Source organism: Ruminococcus sp. J1101004sp1_RTP21198st1_B9_RTP21198_201120, from assembly GCF_040924245.1.
GTDB lineage: Bacteria > Bacillota > Clostridia > Lachnospirales > Lachnospiraceae > Blautia_A > Blautia_A faecis.
Map to the genome: position 1 here is coordinate 1 of NZ_JBCOMI010000046.1, position 19,864 is coordinate 19,864.

The following is a 19,864-nucleotide window of genomic DNA, read 5'->3' on the forward strand; positions in this document are numbered from 1 at the left end:
TAACTTTCGGGTCTAATATCGTATTTCTAATGGTGTTATCTCATTCATATTCCAATTAACTAAATGACATTGGTTCACTGGTAACATTCCGCGAGGTGTTTTTTGTGAACAAAGTTCACAAAAAAGCCCGAGAATTGCGGCGCGAAATCATGCGAATGCATGATTTCTGTGCATCGCGAAGCGAGTTACTGGTCACGGAGTGAACAGTAACTTTTCAAGTCATATTTCATCTTCTTAAAATGCGTTTTCTATGGTATAATAATGATACTTTACTATTTTCAGGAGATCTAAAATGAAAAAGAAACAATTAAATCTCACCTCCGGTCCTATTTTACGGACTTTGTCTGAGCTGGCACTGCCAATCATGGCTTCTTCCTTCCTGTCTACCGCCTACAACATTACAGATATGGCATGGATAGGAATGCTGGGCTCTAAAGCAGTGGCGGGTGTGGGCGTGGGAGGTATGTACGTCTGGCTCTCCCAGGGACTTTCTTCCCTGGCAAGAATGGGAGGACAGGTAAACATGGCGCATTCCCTTGGAAGAGGTGACCAGAAGACTGCCGCAGGCTTTGCACAGGCGGCTCTGCAGCTTACCATACTCTTCTCTCTTTTTGTTACCTTGATCAGTATGTTATTTACTAATCCGCTGCTGCATTTTTTTGCATTAAATGATGCAGCGACTTACAACAGTGCCAGAATTTATATGCGGATTACCTGCGGACTGATCCTGTTTTCCTTCCTTTCCCAGGTGCTGACAGGTCTTTTCACAGCCCAGGGCGATTCCAAAACACCGCTGAAAGCAAACTTCTTTGGTCTGATACTGAATATGATCCTTGATCCGCTTCTTGTTCTTGGTGTAGGACCATTTCCCAGATTAGAAGTTGTAGGAGCAGCAGTTGCAACTGTTACTGCACAGATTATAGTTCTGCTGATCCTTGTTGCAGAAATTCTCCGTGACCACGGTGAAGCCAATGTACTACACAAAATCCGTCTGCTTTCACGACCGGATATTGCCTGTTTAAAAGGAGTCTTTCGCATTGGAACCCCCACTGCGCTTCAAGGAAGCCTTTACTGTATCATCTCCATGATACTCACCCGAATGGTTTCCGGATTCGGGGACGGTGCTATTGCCGTACAGCGTGTAGGCGGACAGATTGAGTCCCTTTCCTGGAACACAGCTGATGGTTTTGGCTCCGCCCTAAACGCTTTCATGGGGCAGAACTACGGAGCAGGAAAAAAAGACCGAATCAAATCAGGATACCATATTTCCATTCGGCTTCTGATATGCTGGGCTGCACTGATCACTATTGCCTTTGTATTTTTCCCGCGGCAGATTTCTGTGCTCTTTTTCCACGAGGAGGAAGTTATCCGGCTTTCCGTTGATTACCTGCGAATCATCGGATTTTCCGAAATTTTTCTCAGCGTGGAAATGATGACTGTGGGTGCCCTGTCTGGTCTTGGACGGACACAGCTTTGCAGTCTGATCAGCGTTGGCCTGACTGTTATACGAATCCCCCTTGCACTGGTTCTGTCAAACACTGCACTGGGACTGAATGGAATCTGGTGGGCACTGACACTTTCCACCGTTTCAAAGGGAATTATTTTTTATTTTGTGTTCCAGTATATTTGCGAACATAGTTTGTTAAGAACTACAAATAGATAAAAAAAGATCCGACAGATGGTATTTTCATACCTGTTCTGTCGGATTTTTTTATAATTAAGTTTTACACTTCTGAAATTATTTTTCAGAAACAACCACCTTGATTGCATTCTTTTTCTCTCTGCTCAGGAAACAGGATACGATTTCCAGCACCAGCATGATAACCATAACCACCGCTGTCACAATAATATAATCGATCACACCAGAAGAACCGAACATGGAAATTCCGTTCAAGGCATCTGCAAAAGTGTTGATACTGTTTACGATCATTTTTCCAATGGAAAGTGTAATAAACACAACTGCAATCAGATTGAAAATATCCGCAATCACATAATCTGCAAATACGTAAATCCCACAGCACATAATGGCCAGTACAAGATAAAAATCAACAGCTTTATTAAACTCATTTACACGGTTTGCGTTGATACTGTAATAAATAATGCAGAACAGGCCGAGCAGAATATTTAATGCATTAAAAATGCCGCTGATTCTTTTTCCTAATATCTTATCTTTGATATTCATTATGCATTTTCTCCTCTCTTTTTACTCCAAACCAGCATTTCCAGATAGTAAAGTACAATAAACAGTATAGTAATTGTTCCAAATCCAATTGTTGCCGCTTTCAAAGCTGTTTTCCACCATGGAGTAATATGTACTACATGAGAGGTTTCATCCAGTCCATTAATCAGGATAGAATGAACCTGTGCATAAACATTGTGCTTGGTTGCATTACGCAGAGTCTGAAGCATGTAACCGTCACCATTTTCGATGGCTTCCGTAACCATGTCTTTACTGAGCACTACAGAAGAATCATCGGAAGCTCCGAATCCTGCCATATCCCAGCACCAGTAGTCAAGTCCTGCTGTAATGTTAGAAGTATAATGTTTCTTGTAATCCATATTCACAACCGCATCAGAAGTAACATGTCCTTTGTAAGCCCATTCTCCTCTCATAACAGTTGTAAGAAGTGCTGAGGAGCTTCCGCAGTAAGTGCAGCCGATTCTGTTAAATGCTGTCATACAACCCATTGCGCCGCCTTTTGTATAAGCTCCCTCAAAAGCTCGCAGATACTGCTCACGAAGAGCCTGTTCATTGGTAAAGGTTGCCGCACTCTCACGATGTGCTTCCTGGTCGTTTACAACCATGTGTTTATAGCCAAGGATAATTCCATATTTCTGAACGTTTTCAGCAACAACAGTTCCTACCAGATATCCCATGTTTCCATCTTCAGAATAGTAAGCAGAAGCTCGTCCGTTAAACTGTGTACGATGGCAGTTCGGGCCGCCAGACCAGATTTCTGTTGCGCCCATAAAATAAGCTTCATTTGCAGTCATGCTGCTTCGTTTCGCAACATCATCTTTATTCCAGGTGCAGGTCATAACAACGGTGGAAGGCCATACAATACCGGATTTTCCAGTAAGTTTGAAAGTTACCTGCTCCAAACAGTCCATATCATCCCCACGGTAGGTAGACGGCATTGCAATACTCTCAACTAGTACAGAACCGTTCTGGTCAGGGAGAATAGAAGCCATTTCTTCTACCGTGAGCTGGTCAAGGAATTTATCCCATGTGGCATCGTCATCGTAATCTACATCTTTCATTGCAACAAAGTTAATGCCAGCATCTACTCCCTGGGTAAAATCATCTACAGATGGTGCATCTTCTGGTTCTGTATAAAGATCACCATTTAAAGTTTTCATCATATCCTCAGTTGCAGTTACAGAAACCTGCTCTGCTGGATATGTTCCCTCCCAGTCACTTCTGGAAAGATAAGTTACAGTGTCTGTTCCAAGGTTATTTAAATTGGCATCGTCGAACTGGTTTGTTACTTCCATATCAGAATAGCGGGACATTTTATAGGACTCTGTATCCAGTTTTGCATTGTTCCAGGAGTATGCTTTCTCTGCATCTCCTTTAGCCTTCTCGCCCAATGCATCTGTCATTCCCTTGGCACCTTTTGCAGCAAGAATATTGTTCAGGGCATCGTGTGCATCATCGCCGATGGCAAAGTAATAATCGCCTTCGCTTAAAATATAGCCTTTGGCATTGGTGTAATCGTAGCTTGCAAGGAGATATCTTTCTACTGGAATTTCCAGTGTCTCAGAAGCACCTGGCGCCAGGATATCTGTCTTATCAAAGCCCACAACCTGGACTGCAGATTTCTCCACATTGTTCTCTTTTTCATAATCCCCATATGGGGTCTGTGCATAGACTTCTGCAACAGATTTTCCAGCTACATCACCAGTATTTGTCACGGTAACTTTTACGTTGTAAGTATCTGTTGTTTCGTCATACTCTACACCATCAAGGGTCTGGGAAAAGGTTGTGTAGGAAAGTCCATAGCCAAATGGATAAGCGATTTCGTCATTATAATTCCATGCTTTTCCAGTTGAGGAACCAACTATACTGTCTGCATTTCCGTTTCCAAGTACGGTATCCTCATAACGGGTTTCATAATATTTATATCCTACATAAATATCCTCTGCATAGATCAGATAGTTGGAAACATACTGATCGCTGTCTGAACAATATTCCAGAACCTCATCCAGATTCGCCCACTCTGGCGTATTTTTCATCTGTGCATAGGTGATAGCCGGAGCTGACAGGGAATTTTTCGCATAGGTATCAACCAGTTTTCCAGATGGGTTCGCCTCTCCTTGAAGCAGATTTACAACACCTGTAAATCCAACAATACCAGGGGAACCAATCCATAGGCATGCATCCACATCATAATCATCCAGGTCTCCAAGCTCCATAGCCCAGTTAGAATTTACAAGAAGAATAATTTTCTTAAATACGCCCTGCTCTTTCTGTTCTTTCAGCATATTCAAAAGATCTTTTTCGTCCTGATGAAGAGCCAGCTGACTGATTCCCTCTGGATCTTCAAGAAGAAGGTCACAATCCTCACTTGCCTGTCTTGTAAGCATAACAACAGCTGCATCATTATACTGATCCTGCCAGCTATTTTTCAGATTTTCTGTGTAAAAATCTGCTGGTGCTTCTCCAATCTGCGGATCGTCAACAGATTTTACACGCATATAACCGCTCTCCTGATAAGCCTTTACCATTGTCTGATTAACATCATAAACGGACTCCATTGCTCCAAGATAAGTTACCAGTTCCTGGGTAGAATTAGCCGTAGAATGATAACTGTAAAAAGGTCCTGAGTAGGATTGCGGACCGCCAAAACCTGTACTTCCAGCTACACTTTCCGTACTCTCAATAGAATTTTGTCCAAAAAGTGTAATGCTGCTTCCAGCCGCCAGTGGAAGTGCATTGTTGTCATTTTTCAAAAGAACAGAACCTTCTTCCTGTTCTGCAACTGCCTGTGCTGCCGCATCATCCTCCAGCTGCTGCAGCTTATCTCCATCATAAATATCAGTTCCATAATCGCTTTTATAATAATCTGTATCAACATCTAAGCCTTCATCCGAAACTGTCTTTGTAGTTTCAATGCCAAGCACTGTGTTTAGTCTGCCCTCATAGGCCTCTGCCACAGGAGTTCCTATGGACACAACTGTAAGCAGACAAGCTGAAACAGCACCCAGACCACGGGTGATTTCCTTCTTGATTTTCATATGTTTCCTCCCATTTGATCAACAATAAATATTGTTTTTTGCTTTTTATGACCGCGCGTTCATCATGGTCAGGAGCTTAACACATACTCAAAAAGGATATTTTAAGATTTCGTAACAGGCATTCCAGATTTCGTAATTTGCACTTTATTTTGCGACAGGTATAATAATCGTCAGGCTGAACATGTGATTTTCCGCTGTAATATCCATACTTCCATTATATTTTTCCACACATTTTCGCACACTTTTCAACCCATATCCGTGACCATCATGTGCATTTTTTGTAGTCACAGGAAGCCCTTCTGAAAAGTTTATTTTCTCGTTTTCCATATAATTCTGTATCTGAATAAGGAGCAGATTTCCCTTGGTCCAAATAGATGTGGAAATCACTTTTTTCTCTTCGTCAGAAACCATAAGTACACTCTCAATTGCGTTGTCAATTACATTTCCAAGAATAGTATATAAATCCACAGCAGATATAAAATCCATTTTCTTCCCGTCTGCCACACAGGTTAATTCTATGTTATTTTTCATGCATACCAGTCTTTTCTGGGACAGCAAAGTATCCAGAACTTTACTTCCGGTTTCCACTTGGGAATCATAAGACTGGATAGTTTTACACACCTGATCATAGTATGCTTTTTGCTGTTCTTCATCTGAGAAAAGCTTCAGTGGCTCCAGCTGTTTTTTTAGATCATGGCAGATCAGATTGATCCGCTCCACATCATCCTGTCTCAGCCGGAACAATTCCTTTTGTTTCAGCCGAACCTGTTTTTCCAGATCCTGCTCTCTCTGTTTATTCAATTTATTTTTGTAATCCATCTGTTCCCATAATACAAACAGACAACAAATCAGATCGTATGCTTTACATAGGTAATAGAGATTATTTTCTTCTGCATTAAACATGGTATCCGCTGCAATACTAAGCCCCAGAGCGAGCATGATAATAAGGAAAAACGACATCATAGAGAAACGAATATCCACATCATAATGTCCATTTTCAGGTAATTTTCTTCCGATAAACCAGTACAGCAAAAGTGCAATGCACACTGCACACACAATATATGCCGGTGCATAAACCGGTATTCCATGAACTGGTCGAAACAAAATCAGATATACACAATAGCTGATATGCTGTACTGCATAGGCACATGTAACGCTATACAAAGCCTCTTTCCAGGAAATTTCGTATGCAAAATAACTGCTGAATACAAACAAGGTAAACTGCATGATGTATGTAAAAAGCCCATGAGAAAAGGGCGCAGAACAACATACGGATATCAGAAAGCCAAGGACAATTCGCCATGCAAAGTGTTTTCTTTTCTGAATGCCAATTGAAAATAACAGTATGATTGGGAACACGTTGATTGAAAAAAATGCATGTCCTATGTATATGGGAATTTGGGATAAAATTTCTGATACCATCAGCGCAGCCCTCCTTTGTAATAATCAAGTAATGCCTGTTTTACCTCTTTTTTCTTCGATCGGCTGACTTTTAATTCTGTTTTATCATTCAAGGTTATAATATCCTTTTGAAAATCTGTGACGTATTTCATGTTAATGCAAAAGGAACTGCTGCAGCATATAAAATGATAGTCTGCCAATTTTGCCGCAAATTCTTTCAGGGTAGAAAGAAGCTGATATTCTTCATCTACCGTAAAAATATGCAGCCAGTGATCACGAATCTCCACATAAACAATCTCATCGGAGGACACTTTTTTCATCCCGTCTTTGTATTCCAACAGAATATTAACAGACTCCTGGCCTTTCACAGACTTCAGGGCTTTTTCCAGTTTCATAGAAAAAGAAAAATATTTTATAGGCTTCAGGACAAAGTCCAAGGCACCCACTTCGTAACCATTGATTGCATATTGCGCCATGTTGGTTATAAATATAATCAGCACTCTTTGATCCCTTTTTCGGATTTCTCTGGCAGCATCCATACCATTCATTTTTGGCATTTCAATGTCCAGTAAAAGAACATCATATATGGGTTCGTATTTAAATACCAATTCATTTCCATCTTGAAAAAAAGACGCCTGGATATCTATATTTGTTTCTTTTTTGTAACGCTCAATATATTCGGAAATTGTCTTCTGGAATGAGGGATCATCCTCTGCTATTCCAATTCTGAACATCCTATTGTTCTCCTTTTCCCTGATATAAGTAATTCTAAAAACAGCAATATTCACTCAAACTGCTTCAGATATTCCCCCACCGACCGTGTCATTTCTTTTGAAAAATCGGAATTATATTTTCTTTTGCAGAAGGCTTTGCACCAGTCTTCGAAGGTGGAATTTTTGTATTGGTGACTCAACATTTCGCGAAGTTCAGTGTCGTCCATACTGCGGTAGGTATTCTCATGGACAATATGTTCCTGTGCACATCTCTGGGGTTTAGGGCGATTCTTTTGCTGCTGGGTGGGCCAGCCAAATACCAGCATAACAGCTGGAAAAACATAATCAGGCAGGTTCAGAAGTCTTCTTTGTTTCTCATAATTTTCCATAATATCACCAATGTAGCAGGAACCGATACCAAAGCTCTCCGCTGCCACAACTGCATTTTGTGCGGCAATTGCCGTGTCTGTCACCGCAAGCATAAGGTCTCCTATACCTGGTTTTCTTGGCTCACAGCCAGCTTCCAGATATGCATCATACCACTTCTTGCAGTCAGCACAGAATACCAGTACCATAGGTGCTTTCGCAATAAATGGCTGGTAGTCGCAGGTCTCAGATAAAGCCTTTTTCAATTCTTCATCTGTAATGTCCAAAATAGTATAAAGTTGCTGACAACCTGCTGTAGGCGCCTGGGCTGCGGCTTCAAGGATGACCTTCTTCATCTCCTGCGGAATGGACTTTTCTTCGTATACGCGCATGGATTTTCTATTATATAAACTTTTTATAATTTCATTCATTTTAAATTTCTCCCTTTTCCTCTAAACAGCTATCATCGAATGACATAACCGTATAAAAATTATCTTTCTTCGATTTTTCTTACAAAAAAACAGATATTCCCAATAATAATACCGAGAAATATCTGTTTTTTCAAGTCAATATGGAGTCCACAATTTAAGCAGTCTGTGCGCTGTCTTTCATCATCCTGTAATAGCAAGGGATCAGAAGTGCACACGCACCGAACTAAGCCAGTGGACTGGCAATACAGACAGCCGTATAGCCATTCTTCAATAAAAAAACGATTCGGGTATTGTCATTTCTGATACAGATATTGACATTTTTTTAAGAAGTATTACAAAGTAATTTCCTGATCACGTAAAAAAGCCCTCGGATGCCAGAAACATTCGAGGACTTCTTCTTTTATTTTTATATTTAAACTTGTTGGGTTTGGTTAAATTGCTAACAAATTCTTAATTGCTTCCATATACACTTCCACAGCCTCTTCCATCTCGGAAACAAGAATGAACTCATCTGCACCGTGAATACGATAATCCACACCCAGCTTTTCCGGACCAAATGCAATAATATTTTTCAGAGATTTGGCATAGGTACCACCGCCAATTACCATTGGTTTGTTCTCCGTGTCGCCAGTCACATCCACATAAGCCTTGTACAGGGCATTTACCAGCGGAGATTCTCTTGGGAAGAACAACGGATTACCGATTTCCCCCACCTCAATACGGCCATTTTCATCTTCCAGATTACCCTCTATACGATTCAGAATATCATCCTTTTTGAAGGTTACAGGTACACGAATGTCGATGGTGCAGGAAATCACACCATTCTCTGTTTTTACGATTCCATTGCAGAAGGTCAGCTCACCAAATTCATCGGCAATTTTAAGGCCAACACCGGAGCCATCACAGGCAGTTCCAATGTGCTGATTATAAAATTTAACAAAATCGTCTTCAAAGCCTGCCTTTGCAAGACATTCCATGGTAACACCTGCTGCGTTGATACCAAGTGTCGGGGTGCTGGCATGAGCCGGTACGCCTTTTGCATAAATGGTAATCTGGTTTTCGGCTTCCGTAACTTTATATTCCTGCAGTTTTGTTTCGGAAAGCATCTGCTCCAGTTTCTCCTTAAGACCAGCTTCCGCCGGAATCACAGTGGTACAGTTATCGCATACTGCATTAGAAACAAAGCCACCATTCATGGAGATAATTCTGGTATTTTTGGAATATGCCATCATGGACATATAGCCTTTTTCACCATGAATACATGGGAAATTTGCATCAGGTGTAAAGCCGCAGGATAACTCTTCCTCTACCTCATTATAATGTGCCATACATTTGGAACCGGTCTCCTCATTGCATCCCATGATCAGACGGACTCTTTTGTTTAGTTTCACACCGGAATCCTTTAGAAGTTTCATCGCATAGAGAGCTTCAATTACAGGTCCTTTGTCATCTGTAGTTCCACGTCCGTATACATGGTCGCCATCTCGTGTCAGCTTAAATGGATCGTAGGTCCAGTCACCACCTACAGGTACAATATCAAGATGACCTGCAATACCTACGATTTCCTCGCCTTCTCCCATTTCGGCGTAACCACAGTAATTATCAAGATTTACGGTTTTAAAACCAAGCTCTCTGGCAATTTCAAGCCCGATCTCAAGTGCCTCTGCCGGTCCTTCTCCGAAAGGTTTCCCCTCTGACGGGGTGCCAAGCTGGGAATCAACGGCAACCAGCTTTCCAAGATTTTCAAGCATTTCCTCAGATAATGCATGGATCTGTTCTCTTGTATTCATAGATGTTATATTTCCTCCAAATTCTATTTTATCTGTGCAGAGCATTTCCACCAATTGTAATGACTCTCCCGGGTAACGTCTTTTCACAGCTGCTCCAACAGCTGCTTCTCCACATTTTCAAAGCCAATTCTCTCAATAGTCTCCGCAAAACGTTCTCCCTTTATTCCATTGTCACGGAAGAAAAGAATGGTCTTTTCAATTACATCCAGGGCTTCTTCTTTGGATGTAAAAATCCGGCCAAGGGCTTTTCCCTGAGATACTTTTTTACCCCAGCGTCCACCTATGTATATCTTATAGCCGTAAGCGCCGTCCTCAATGGTATGGAACGGACATTTTCCAACACAGCGGCCGCAGTTTTTACATATGTTTTTGTCAATCTGAATCTTCCCATCAACCACCTTTGCCACTTTGTTTGGACAGGCAGCCTCAATGGCACATTTCTTGCAGCCTTTACATACATCTGCATTGACATTTGGAATTCTCTGTCCAATAATTCCTACATCATTCAGGTCTGGTTTCACACAGTTATTCGGACAGCCACCCACTGCAATCTTAAATTTATGCGGAAGTGCAACCTCCCTGTAGCCTTCATAAAAACGTCTGTAAATTTCTTCTGATACTGCATAGGAATCCAGAAGTCCATACTGGCATGTAGTTCCTTTGCAGGACACTACAGGACGTACCTTAGCCCCTGTTCCACCTGTTACCAGGCCTTCCTTCGCTATAAATTTCTGAAATTCTTCAATCTTATCGTAGGGAATTCCCGGGATTTCCACGGAAAGTCTGGTGGTATACAAAAGCTCACCGTTTCCAAATTTTTCTGCAGCGTCTGCCATACAGCGATGCTGTGCTGCAGTTACTTTTCCATTTGTTGTAAGAACTCTTGCTGAAAACAGGTCGGTTCCTCTGTTATTCAGAAAGCCCATTCCTTTTACTCTTTTTTCATCTTCCGGACTGATTGTTAATGCTGACATTTTTGATACCTCATTTCCTGATGTTATTCACTGATAATTTTTTCACCTGTGATTTTTATTATAGCACCTGAATTGGTGTTTGAAAAACGTTTTTCTCTGTGGTATTCTATAAGCATATAAATAATACAAACCGGAAGGATAATTTCTATGTTAATTTGTGATTATATTGTAGAATCTATTGACGGCGACTACGCTCACCTGCGCAGGACAGATCTTCCCGAGGAAGAACTGAAGCTGGTAGCAAGAGCGCTTCTGCCATTTGACATTACAGAAGGATGCAGATTACATTATGAAATGATGCAGTATACCATAGTTGACTGATATACTGCATAGTAATTCATTCGATTGTAAAACAACATTCAGGCATTTTCTAGCTCCGCATTAATCGTATCTTCACTGGCTGCCATTGCCTGCAGTGTCATGGTCAGCAATTTTTCCAGTTCCCATCCAAGCTGCTGCGCACCGCGCTCAATTACTTCCCGGGAGCAGCCTGCTGCGAAACCTTTGCTCTTGTACTTTTTCTTCAGGGATTTCAGTTCCATATCTTTAGTGCTCTTAGACGGACGCATTAAAGCTGCTGCCCAGATCAATCCGGTAAGTTCGTCTGCTGCAAAGAGCACTTTTTCCATCTCCTGTTCCGGTGCTACATCAATCGTTACACCGCAGCCTACGGTTATTCCATATCCGTGAGATACCACACTGTGTATCACATCTTCGCCTACCCCTGCCTCGCGAAGCATTTCCGGTGCTTTCAGGCAATGCTCTTCCGGATAAAGCTCGAAATCAATGTCGTGAAGAAGCCCTACGATTCCCCAGTATTCAGCATCCTCTCCATATCCCAGTTCGTTTGCATACCATTTCATGACCGCTTCCACAGTCAGTGCATGCTGGATATGAAATGGATCCTTGTTGTATTTTTTTAATAATGAAAAAGCCTCGTCTCTTGTGATTGTTTCCATTGTTGTCACTCCTCGTATGTCTTTCTATACTCTGCTTACCACATAAGCATGTTCATGATTTGGAATAAAAGAAAAACCTTGCAAATACTATACATCGTTCTTTATTTATATACAACCATTTTGAGGAAAGTGATAATTTTAATTCCCTGATAACAATTTTTTCCAGGGTTCGTATTCTTTCATATAAGCAAACTCTTCTGCGTTTCTGAAGCCTTCCAGCAATTCTTTTTTCATTTCTTCCGTATATGGATTTTCGACTTCCTGAAATTTCATATGCTTGTATAATTGGGATTCCTGAAAATCACATATGGTGTCCACATTGTTCAGCAATTGCTTTGCAACCTGGAAAGTGCCCTCCACATTGTTCTCTGCGGTCACAACATTCAACATTGCTGCACATTCATTGTATTTTCCCATATCAAATCCTGAAGCTAATGTACACATTTTCTCTGCCAGAAACCTTGCGTATCCATGGTCTTTTTCCTCAAGAGCCTTAGTAATCATGATTCCAAAAGCCAAATTCAAGGTGGTATACTCTGAAAAAACAGCCTTTTCCAGCATCTCAAATGCCTCTTCTTTTTTCCCCTGCTTCATATATAATTGTCCCTGCTTCACCTTTTTCATGGGATCATAATCGGAAAAATAGTTTAAATATTTTTCTGCCATTTCATAATTCTTTTTTCGCAAATAGAAGCCGAACAGGGAATCAGCTGCATAGTGCTGAATTTTTTCATCTTTATCACTCAGCGCCATTTCGTACCAGGAATTGATCTGCTCATCGTACCTGTCCGGATTCTCGCACATGCCAATGATCCGGCGCGAATCAAGCATTACCGCAATCTGCCAGATCAGCAGATTGCAGTTTGGATATTCTTTTATGGTATTTACAGCCCACTGATAAGTCTTCTCAAAGCCTTCCTCAGAAAACATTTTGTCCATTTTGTGGATCATCTCTTCGATTTCAAGGTCAGTCAGATTTTCGCGAAAAGACAACAGGGTATCAAGGGAAATATGCAGTAATCTTGCAATAGGAGCTAACAATTCAATATCAGGATTGGAGTTCCCATTTTCCCACTTATTCACCGCCGGAGTGGTTACTCCCAGACGTTTTGCCATTTCTTCCTGCGTGTAACCTAATTCTTTTCTATATTTTTTAATCACATTTCCAATATTCATCATATTTTTCTCCTGAGTCAAGCGGATATTCCAGGTCCGCTTCGCTACTTGCTCATAACCGAATGCTGCTTCGCAACTTATTCGGTTAAAATTCCAAAAGCTTTTGTGATTAAAGCATAGCAGAATTGACAGATGAGCACAATTGAATTGTTGTTAAATACATTTCATATTTTTTAACTGTTAGGAAAGTTAAAAATCCAATTACAAATTTTATCAGAAAAGGCAGGTAAATAACTTTTCTCGACCCTCTTTTTAAGCTTTGCAATATACTTATTACGAACATCTTTCCCATATTTTGCATATCCTAACAGCAGAAGTCAAAAAGGAGTCTCTGTATGAAGAATAAAAAATGGATCTCACTGGCAGCAGCTGTGATTTTTGCAGTAACTGCACTGCCAGCCACAGTCTTTGCTGCAAAGAATGGAGAATCAAAAGAGGAGCTTACAAAGGTTACCTTAAACGAAGTGGCGCATTCAATTTTCTATGCACCGCAATATGTGGCGATTGAAGAAGGGTATTTCGCAGAGGAAGGGCTAGATCTGACACTTGTCACAGGATTTGGTGCGGATAAGACTATGACTGCTGTCATTTCCGGAGAAGCTGATATTGGATTTATGGGGGCCGAGGCATCTATCTATGCCTATCAGGAAGGTGCCACTGATCCGGTTGTGAATTTCGCACAACTCACCCAGAGGGCTGGAAACTTCCTTGTGGCAAGAGAAGAAATGCCGGATTTCACATGGGATGAGCTGAGAGATAAGAGAGTTCTTGGTGGTCGTAAGGGTGGCATGCCGGAAATGGTATTTGAGTACATTTTAAAGAATCATAATATTGATCCGGCGTCGGATCTGGAAATCGACCAGAGTATTGATTTTGGTTCCACTGCAGCTGCATTTACCGGCGACATGTCAGCAGATTTTACTGTTGAATTTGAGCCTTCTGCAACCGCCCTGGAAAAAGAAGGAAAAGGCTATGTAGTGGCTTCTCTGGGCGTGGATTCCGGCTATGTCCCCTATACCTCTTACAGTGCAAAGACCAGCTTTCTTAACGAAAACCCACAGATTATCCAGAGCTTCACAAACGCCCTTCAAAAAGGCATGGACTATGTACAAAGCCATTCCCCTGAGGAAATTGCGCAGGTGATTTCCCCTCAATTCCCGGAAACAGATATGGATACCCTTACCACAATTGTCAAGCGTTATTATGAGCAGGATACCTGGAAAGAGAATCTGATATTCGAAAAAGATAGTTTTGAACTTTTGCAGGATATTCTGGAGAGTGCAGGAGAATTATCTGACAGGGCAGATTGTGAAAACCTGGTTACAACTGCATTCGCTGAAGCTGCGATTTCTTAAAAAAGTTGCTATTTAATGTGCTGGTCGTTATTCCGGACGCATTTGGACAATGCGTCCCTCCTGAAGAACTTTTCAGCACATTAAATAGCAAATACCGTTCTCTATGCCTCCACCGCATTCACCGACTCCCGAATACAAGGAATACACTCCACAAAGCAATTTCCATTATCCAACTCCACTTCTTCTTTTGTCAGAATCCCAATAATGATCTGACAGGCTTTATAGCCAATATCATGAAGAGGAAGAGCCATGGTAGTAAGCGGCGGCTTTTCATAGCATGCCATTTCACGGTTATCATAGCCAGCCACAGCCACATCTTTCCCAGCATGAAGCCCAAGCTCTTCCAAACGGTCATAGGTTCCACCAGCCATGAAATCATTCATACAGAAAATAGCTGTTGCACCCTTTTCCAAAAGGATATCTGTGTTCTCATAACCACTCTGCCGATCCCAGTCACCATAAGTGACCATATCCGGATCATAGAGAATCCCTCCTTCGAACAAAGCCTTCTGGTAGCCCTCCAGACGGGACTGGGTATGAATACTCTCCTTCTTACCTGCGATAACACCAATTTTCCTGTGTCCTCTGGAAACAATATAACTGACCAGATCATGGGCACCTTTGATATCCTTCACCACTACAGATGGGATTTTCCCACTGCCAGTAAAGCCATAAGCAACTACCGTTGGAATGGGCAGATCCTCTGGGATAATATCGATCAGGCGCTCATGGGCAGCCACATAAATAATTCCTTCGACCTGCTTTGCCAGAAGCTTCTGGAACTCCTGACGTACAATTTCTTTGTGACGGTTATCACGGTAATAATTATCCTGGAATTTCTTATAAAGACGGAGATTTACAAGAAGAATCTGGTAATCAGCTTCCTCACAGTATTCCGTAATGCCGTCGATAATATCAGGAAGAGCAAAAACTGTCATATCTTCTGCAATAACACCGATACTTCTGGTGTTTTTGGTTTTCAGATTTTTGGCAACATAATTAGGCGTATAATTCATCTCGCGAATCACCTTCTCTACACGCTCCCTGGTGGCATCACCAACGCTGCCTTTATGATTTATAATATTGGAAACAGTCGCAACTGATACGTTACAGGCTTTTGCAATTTCTTTTATGGTCGGCATGGAACTTCTCCCTCCGGTTTTTTTATTAATTCTTTCTATCACAATCTTATCATATTTTATTCACAGCCACAATCGCCATCTCTACTCCCCTGCTCTTCTACTTTGTAATTTTTCAAAGGGCTGCAGCACCCTTCGCTCCACGGCCCTGTCCACACAGGCATATATCACCATCTGCGGAAAAGAAACGCCGATCGTAAGCAGCAGAAACAGAGAATATGGTGCCAGTGCCAGCAAAATTCCGCCGGCAATTACCACAGTGATTACGATCACCATACTCAGCTTCCATTCCAATACCATAATGAGAAATGTATTTTTCAGCAATACCCCCACGCCAAGGTCTAACATAGCGGACATTACAAAATAATATCCACCAATAAGTATGGCAAAGATCATTACACCAATCCCACACCCAATCAGCACATCATGGGTAGTTCCCTTGCCGAAATTTCCAGCAAGACTGAGCAGATAACAGGAATAGAATCCCAGAGCGCCGGTGAGCGCTCCCGCCGGAAGATTTTTCAGAATATCAGACTTAAATTCTTTCCAGTAATCCTCCAGGGAAAAACCATATCCTACCCGGTAAATCGCCGAAAGATAACGGTTCAGTGCTGACAGAGCTGCCGGAATCGTCACGATTGGAATACAGCACAAAAGGAACAGCACATTTGCCCCAACCAGTCTGCCGGCGTAATTCCAGAGTACATAACCAACTCTCTTCACACCGCCCTTTGGCGTCTCTTTCTCCTTATCATTATTTCCCTGATACCAGTCCATGAATCTTTTTGTCAGTCTCATATGCTTTTCCTCAAAATTACTGCCTGATTACAGCCTCTTCATACACCCCACAAAGCATTGTCTTAGAGCGTGTTTGAAAAAGAGGCTTTTTACATCCTCATTTTAAATTTCGTACAGGCAGGACCACCGCCCTGCCTGAAAATGTTAATATTGTTATAATTTAATTTTTCATACCAGTCAGCACAATTCCTTCCACAAAGCTCTTCTGCCCGAAGATATAAATCACAATACCAGGAAGGATTGTCATAAACGTGGCTGCCAGTGCCACCGGCCAGTTAGTTCCGAATGAGCCGGTAAAGTTGGTCAGCGCAATGGCAAAGGTAAATTTGCTCATGCTGTTAATGTAAATGATCTGCTGAAGCAGGTCGTTCCATATCTGGATGAACAGCATCATTCCAACTACAACTACCGCCGGTTTAATTGAAGGAACAAGAATTGTCCATAGGATTCTCATTCTTCCAGCCCCGTCAATGGAAGCCGCCTCATCAAGTTCCTTTGGAATCGTCATCAGAAACTGCCGGATCAGGAAAATGTTGAAAAAGCCACCACCTGTTAAGAACGGCAAGATCAACGGCCAATATGTATCACCCAGTCCCATTCCCTTTGTCCAGAAAATATACAGAGGAATCAAGGTTACCATTCCCGGAAGAAGAATCGTGCCAACACAGATGTTGAAGATCAGCTTTTTCCCGCGGAAACGAAGTCTTGCAAAGGCATATCCGCAAAAAATCGCAGTGATGGTACCAAAGGTAACTGCCGGAATGATAATGGTGAATGTGTTCTTAAAATAAGTCCAGTACTCAAAAGTCTCCAGCGCTTTGGAATAGTTTGACCAGAGCCACTCATGAGGAATAAAGGAAGGCGGATATTCATTCAATGCTGCCGTGCTCATCAGGGAAGAACGGAAAATCCACCAGATGGGAAGAAGTACCAATGCAGCCAGAATCAGTACAATGAAAAACGCCAGAACATTAAAGGCTTTTTCTTTTTTCTTTCTGCTTGCCATTTTTCCAGCCATTTCTCATTCCCCCTCTCCGAAAATCTGTTCTTTCTGCGTCTTAAAGAGTACTGCCGTAAAAATTCCAACCAGGATAAAGAAGATCACAGAATAAGCAGCTGCATATCCCAGTTTGTTTTTCTTAAATGCATAAAGATAAATAACATAGGACATAAACATGGACTTTTTTCCTGGGCCGCCATCTGTAAGAGCCAGCGCCGGGTTGATAACCTGCAGGTGTGTGATCAGGGCAGTCAGCACGTTGTAAAAAATAATCGGGGAAATGCTTGGAATGGTAACGTTCCAGAAGCGCTGCCATGCATTTGCACCATCAATTTCCGCTGCTTCCATGTAAACCCGCGGTACATTCTGAAGTCCTGCAAGGAAAACCACGATCAGGTTGCCGCTTGTCCAGATTGCAATTACTACCAGGGAAGGTACTACCTGACTCGGACTGTCCAGGAATCTCTGAGGTTTCAGTCCCACCATTCGAAGGACAAAGTTAAAAAGTCCGAAGTTACCTTCATATAACCATTGCCATCCTTTGTAAACACCGATTGCAGGCAAAAGGTATGGAATGAAGAAAACAGAACGGAATAATGTCCGTCCCCATATTTTCATATTCAAAAGCAGGGCTACCAGAAGAGAATAGATAATAGCGCCTACCACAGCCAGAAGAGCGTACAAAATTGTCGCTTTTATAGAATCTGCGAAATAAATATCTTTTGTAAAAATACGCTGGAAGTTCTCCAGACCTACAAACTCCGGTGAGGAAAGACCATTCCACTTAAATACGCTTAAAACAAATACTGCCAGTGTCGGCAGATAACTGATCAGACTTACTCCAAGGAATGCCGGTATCAGACAGAGATAAGCGGTCCTTTCTTCTTTTCTACCGGCCCTTGATGTCACTTTTATTTTGTTTTTCTTATTTGCTTTCATGCCCGCACCTCTTAAAAGGGAGCTGACCGGTATCTGTCAGTAATATGAAATAATATCCTTGGACAGTAACCGGTCAGTCCAGTTGCTTTTCCTATTTTTCAGCAGATTTTCACTGCTGCTTCATGTTACCTATTATCAGTAACTGTTTCGTTCACTATTTTGCTATAAAATAACCAGCTCTAGAGCCTGTATGAACAGCTCCGATCAGCCATTGTTCTCAGCAAAGATATCCTGAAGCTCTTCCAGGTTCTCGTTAATCGCTTCTTCCATGGTCTCCTCACCAGCCCATACGCTGGAGAATACAGAATCAAGTGTGGCGTTGAACTCTTCAGTTCCGTTTACATAATACCAGGAGGTAGATTGTGCGTTGTTCATAGCATAATCCACAACTGCGCTCTTGTACATGTCTTTATCCGGATAGTTCGGGTTGCTGATCCATTTATCTGTTTTCTCAGGATCTGTGTACCAGGAATCCAGGATCGGCATCCATGTTCCAGCCTCGATCAGGGACCAGGAATTCTCTTCCTGATAATACCATTTCAGCCATTCCATAGCTTCTTCCGGGTGCTCTGTTGTGGAGAATACCACGTTTGGTCCACCAGTACAGATAGTAACTTTTTCTTTCATGTAAGGCAGAACACCTACACCGTAATCAAAATCAGCGCTTGGTCCAAGGAAGGTGCCGACGTTCCATGCACCGTCTGTTGCCATAACCACCTTTTTGCTTCCAAGGGAGGATTCCAGAGCATTAGCAGCACTTGTTACAGGAGGTGCGCAGTGGTAAACGTCTGACAGATCTGCGATTCTCTGAAGTGCTTCTACCGTTTCCGGAGAGTCAATGGTGCATTCAGAGCCATCTTCGCTGTAATATCCGCCGCCATTGGATTTTGCCCATACTTCCAGCTGCCATGGCAGTGTGTTAATGGTACATCCGTAAATATCTACATTGTCCGGATCAAAATCAGGATCCAAAGCATTCTTTCCATTGATATCCAGAGTCAGCTTCTGTGCTGTCTGGACAAAAGTATCCCAATCCCATGCATCCTCAGCATCTGCCGGAGGAGTCACCTCTGAAGGATCGATTCCCTGCTTCTCACAAACCTCTTTCAGAAGATCGTTGTTGTACCAAAGGTTCAGAACTTCGTTTGCTGCAGAATATGCAACTGGTGTGCCGTCGTAACGGAATGTCAGACAATCCAGAGGTTTGGCATCGCCTTCACCATACATAGAGCTGATGTCTGCAAGAAGTCCGTTCTCTGCAAATTTCAGCACGCCGGCCTCACTCATAATACCGGTATCCGGAAGCTCACCAGCTGTAGCCATGGCATTCAGCTTGGTAACGTAGGTATCGTGATCGATCTTCACTACTTCTACTTCGATCTTGTCCTGTTCGCTGTTGAACTTATCAGCAACTGCCTGTGTAGCTGCTGTCTCAGTTTCATTTCCCCACTGTGCATATGTGATCTTTACTCTGTCACCATCTGCTGCAAAAACCGGAACTGCTGCTCCAACCATCATTGTACCTGCAAGTAAAATCCCCAATAACTGTTTTTTCTTCATACTACTTCTCCTTTTCTTAATCTTA

The 19,864-nt window shown here is 42.1% G+C and carries 17 protein-coding genes; 3 read left to right on the forward strand and 14 right to left on the reverse strand.

The features are described 5' to 3' along the window. The first annotated feature begins 292 nt into the window (after positions 1 to 292). Positions 293 to 1,663: an MATE family efflux transporter gene (locus tag AB5618_RS19815; protein WP_227200935.1), complete on the forward strand. Its 1,371-nt coding sequence runs from the start codon at positions 293 to 295 to the stop codon at positions 1,661 to 1,663. A 75-nt stretch (positions 1,664 to 1,738) separates the two neighbouring features. Here AB5618_RS19815 and AB5618_RS19820 read toward each other — a convergent pair whose 3' ends face one another. From AB5618_RS19820 to AB5618_RS19850, 7 genes are all read right to left on the reverse strand, one after another. Further along, positions 1,739 to 2,182, reverse strand: a complete 444-nt coding sequence (locus tag AB5618_RS19820; RefSeq protein WP_368367010.1) for a hypothetical protein — start codon at positions 2,180 to 2,182, stop codon at positions 1,739 to 1,741. Continuing rightward, the gene (locus AB5618_RS19825) at positions 2,182 to 5,238 is read right to left on the reverse strand and encodes a glycoside hydrolase family 3 protein (RefSeq protein WP_173719361.1); all 3,057 of its coding nucleotides are present in this window, start codon (positions 5,236 to 5,238) and stop codon (positions 2,182 to 2,184) included. Before AB5618_RS19825 ends, AB5618_RS19820 begins: the two co-directional genes overlap by 1 nt. Before the next feature lie 144 nt (positions 5,239 to 5,382). Next, positions 5,383 to 6,402: an ATP-binding protein gene (locus AB5618_RS19830; RefSeq protein ID WP_173736261.1), complete on the reverse strand. Its 1,020-nt coding sequence runs from the start codon at positions 6,400 to 6,402 to the stop codon at positions 5,383 to 5,385. A gap of 257 nt (positions 6,403 to 6,659) precedes the next feature. Further along, positions 6,660 to 7,373 (reverse strand): LytTR family DNA-binding domain-containing protein, encoded by a 714-nt coding sequence (locus AB5618_RS19835; RefSeq protein ID WP_118582663.1) that lies wholly within the window; start codon positions 7,371 to 7,373, stop codon positions 6,660 to 6,662. 50 nt (positions 7,374 to 7,423) lie between these two features. Beyond that, on the reverse strand, positions 7,424 to 8,149 hold the full coding sequence (locus tag AB5618_RS19840) for a nitroreductase family protein (RefSeq protein WP_173719359.1): 726 nt from the start codon (positions 8,147 to 8,149) through the stop codon (positions 7,424 to 7,426). Between the two features lie 431 nt (positions 8,150 to 8,580). Continuing rightward, the gene (locus tag AB5618_RS19845; protein ID WP_330386400.1) at positions 8,581 to 10,026 is read right to left on the reverse strand and encodes a M20 family metallopeptidase; all 1,446 of its coding nucleotides are present in this window, start codon (positions 10,024 to 10,026) and stop codon (positions 8,581 to 8,583) included. Then, the gene (locus AB5618_RS19850; RefSeq protein ID WP_368367011.1) at positions 10,023 to 10,913 is read right to left on the reverse strand and encodes a 4Fe-4S binding protein; all 891 of its coding nucleotides are present in this window, start codon (positions 10,911 to 10,913) and stop codon (positions 10,023 to 10,025) included. Before AB5618_RS19850 ends, AB5618_RS19845 begins: the two co-directional genes overlap by 4 nt. A 147-nt stretch (positions 10,914 to 11,060) precedes the next feature. Between AB5618_RS19850 and AB5618_RS19855 the strand changes: the two genes are divergently transcribed. Then, on the forward strand, positions 11,061 to 11,234 hold the full coding sequence (locus AB5618_RS19855; RefSeq protein ID WP_118582657.1) for a chorismate--pyruvate lyase: 174 nt from the start codon (positions 11,061 to 11,063) through the stop codon (positions 11,232 to 11,234). Between the two features lie 38 nt (positions 11,235 to 11,272). Here the strand turns inward: AB5618_RS19855 and AB5618_RS19860 are convergent, their stop codons facing one another. Continuing rightward, positions 11,273 to 11,872 carry an HDIG domain-containing metalloprotein gene (locus AB5618_RS19860; protein WP_118582654.1) on the reverse strand — a complete coding sequence of 200 codons (600 nt, stop codon included), beginning with the start codon at positions 11,870 to 11,872 and terminating at the stop codon, positions 11,273 to 11,275. 138 nt (positions 11,873 to 12,010) lie between these two features. Further along, positions 12,011 to 13,051: a helix-turn-helix domain-containing protein gene (locus AB5618_RS19865; RefSeq protein ID WP_243110452.1), complete on the reverse strand. Its 1,041-nt coding sequence runs from the start codon at positions 13,049 to 13,051 to the stop codon at positions 12,011 to 12,013. A 332-nt stretch (positions 13,052 to 13,383) separates the two neighbouring features. Between AB5618_RS19865 and AB5618_RS19870 the strand changes: the two genes are divergently transcribed. Continuing rightward, positions 13,384 to 14,403, forward strand: coding sequence for an ABC transporter substrate-binding protein (locus AB5618_RS19870; RefSeq protein WP_173735059.1), 1,020 nt, complete (start codon positions 13,384 to 13,386; stop codon positions 14,401 to 14,403). Positions 14,404 to 14,504: 101 nt separating this feature from the next. Here the strand turns inward: AB5618_RS19870 and AB5618_RS19875 are convergent, their stop codons facing one another. From AB5618_RS19875 to AB5618_RS19895, 5 genes are all read right to left on the reverse strand, one after another. Continuing rightward, complete coding sequence (locus AB5618_RS19875) at positions 14,505 to 15,545, reverse strand: LacI family DNA-binding transcriptional regulator (RefSeq protein ID WP_118582645.1); 1,041 nt, start codon at positions 15,543 to 15,545, stop codon at positions 14,505 to 14,507. Positions 15,546 to 15,626: 81 nt separating this feature from the next. Beyond that, a complete protein-coding gene (locus AB5618_RS19880) occupies positions 15,627 to 16,340 on the reverse strand; it encodes a hypothetical protein (RefSeq protein ID WP_368367012.1) in 714 nt (237 codons plus the stop codon). A 160-nt stretch (positions 16,341 to 16,500) separates the two neighbouring features. Further along, complete coding sequence (locus tag AB5618_RS19885) at positions 16,501 to 17,358, reverse strand: carbohydrate ABC transporter permease (protein ID WP_226815327.1); 858 nt, start codon at positions 17,356 to 17,358, stop codon at positions 16,501 to 16,503. Positions 17,359 to 17,361: 3 nt separating this feature from the next. Further along, positions 17,362 to 18,279: a carbohydrate ABC transporter permease gene (locus AB5618_RS19890; protein ID WP_118582639.1), complete on the reverse strand. Its 918-nt coding sequence runs from the start codon at positions 18,277 to 18,279 to the stop codon at positions 17,362 to 17,364. Positions 18,280 to 18,483: 204 nt separating this feature from the next. Next, entirely contained in the window at positions 18,484 to 19,839 is a 1,356-nt protein-coding gene (locus AB5618_RS19895; protein ID WP_173717466.1) for a sugar ABC transporter substrate-binding protein, read from the reverse strand. Positions 19,840 to 19,864: the final 25 nt, after the last annotated feature.

Excerpts from the sequence above, each read along its gene's own strand:
- AB5618_RS19870 (WP_173735059.1), top strand. The coding sequence starts at position 13,384 with ATGAAGAATAAAAAATGGATCTCACTGGCAGCAGCTGTGATTTTTGCA.
- AB5618_RS19860 (WP_118582654.1), bottom strand. The coding sequence starts at position 11,872 with ATGGAAACAATCACAAGAGACGAGGCTTTTTCATTATTAAAAAAATAC.
- AB5618_RS19875 (WP_118582645.1), bottom strand. The coding sequence starts at position 15,545 with ATGCCGACCATAAAAGAAATTGCAAAAGCCTGTAACGTATCAGTTGCG.
- AB5618_RS19840 (WP_173719359.1), bottom strand. The coding sequence starts at position 8,149 with ATGAATGAAATTATAAAAAGTTTATATAATAGAAAATCCATGCGCGTA.
- AB5618_RS19865 (WP_243110452.1), bottom strand. The coding sequence starts at position 13,051 with ATGATGAATATTGGAAATGTGATTAAAAAATATAGAAAAGAATTAGGT.
- AB5618_RS19855 (WP_118582657.1), top strand. The coding sequence starts at position 11,061 with ATGTTAATTTGTGATTATATTGTAGAATCTATTGACGGCGACTACGCT.
- AB5618_RS19820 (WP_368367010.1), bottom strand. The coding sequence starts at position 2,182 with ATGAATATCAAAGATAAGATATTAGGAAAAAGAATCAGCGGCATTTTT.
- AB5618_RS19890 (WP_118582639.1), bottom strand. The coding sequence starts at position 18,279 with ATGAAAGCAAATAAGAAAAACAAAATAAAAGTGACATCAAGGGCCGGT.
- AB5618_RS19815 (WP_227200935.1), top strand. The coding sequence starts at position 293 with ATGAAAAAGAAACAATTAAATCTCACCTCCGGTCCTATTTTACGGACT.
- AB5618_RS19825 (WP_173719361.1), bottom strand. The coding sequence starts at position 5,238 with ATGAAAATCAAGAAGGAAATCACCCGTGGTCTGGGTGCTGTTTCAGCT.
- AB5618_RS19885 (WP_226815327.1), bottom strand. The coding sequence starts at position 17,358 with ATGGCTGGAAAAATGGCAAGCAGAAAGAAAAAAGAAAAAGCCTTTAAT.
- AB5618_RS19895 (WP_173717466.1), bottom strand. The coding sequence starts at position 19,839 with ATGAAGAAAAAACAGTTATTGGGGATTTTACTTGCAGGTACAATGATG.
- AB5618_RS19850 (WP_368367011.1), bottom strand. The coding sequence starts at position 10,913 with ATGTCAGCATTAACAATCAGTCCGGAAGATGAAAAAAGAGTAAAAGGA.
- AB5618_RS19880 (WP_368367012.1), bottom strand. The coding sequence starts at position 16,340 with ATGAGACTGACAAAAAGATTCATGGACTGGTATCAGGGAAATAATGAT.
- AB5618_RS19835 (WP_118582663.1), bottom strand. The coding sequence starts at position 7,373 with ATGTTCAGAATTGGAATAGCAGAGGATGATCCCTCATTCCAGAAGACA.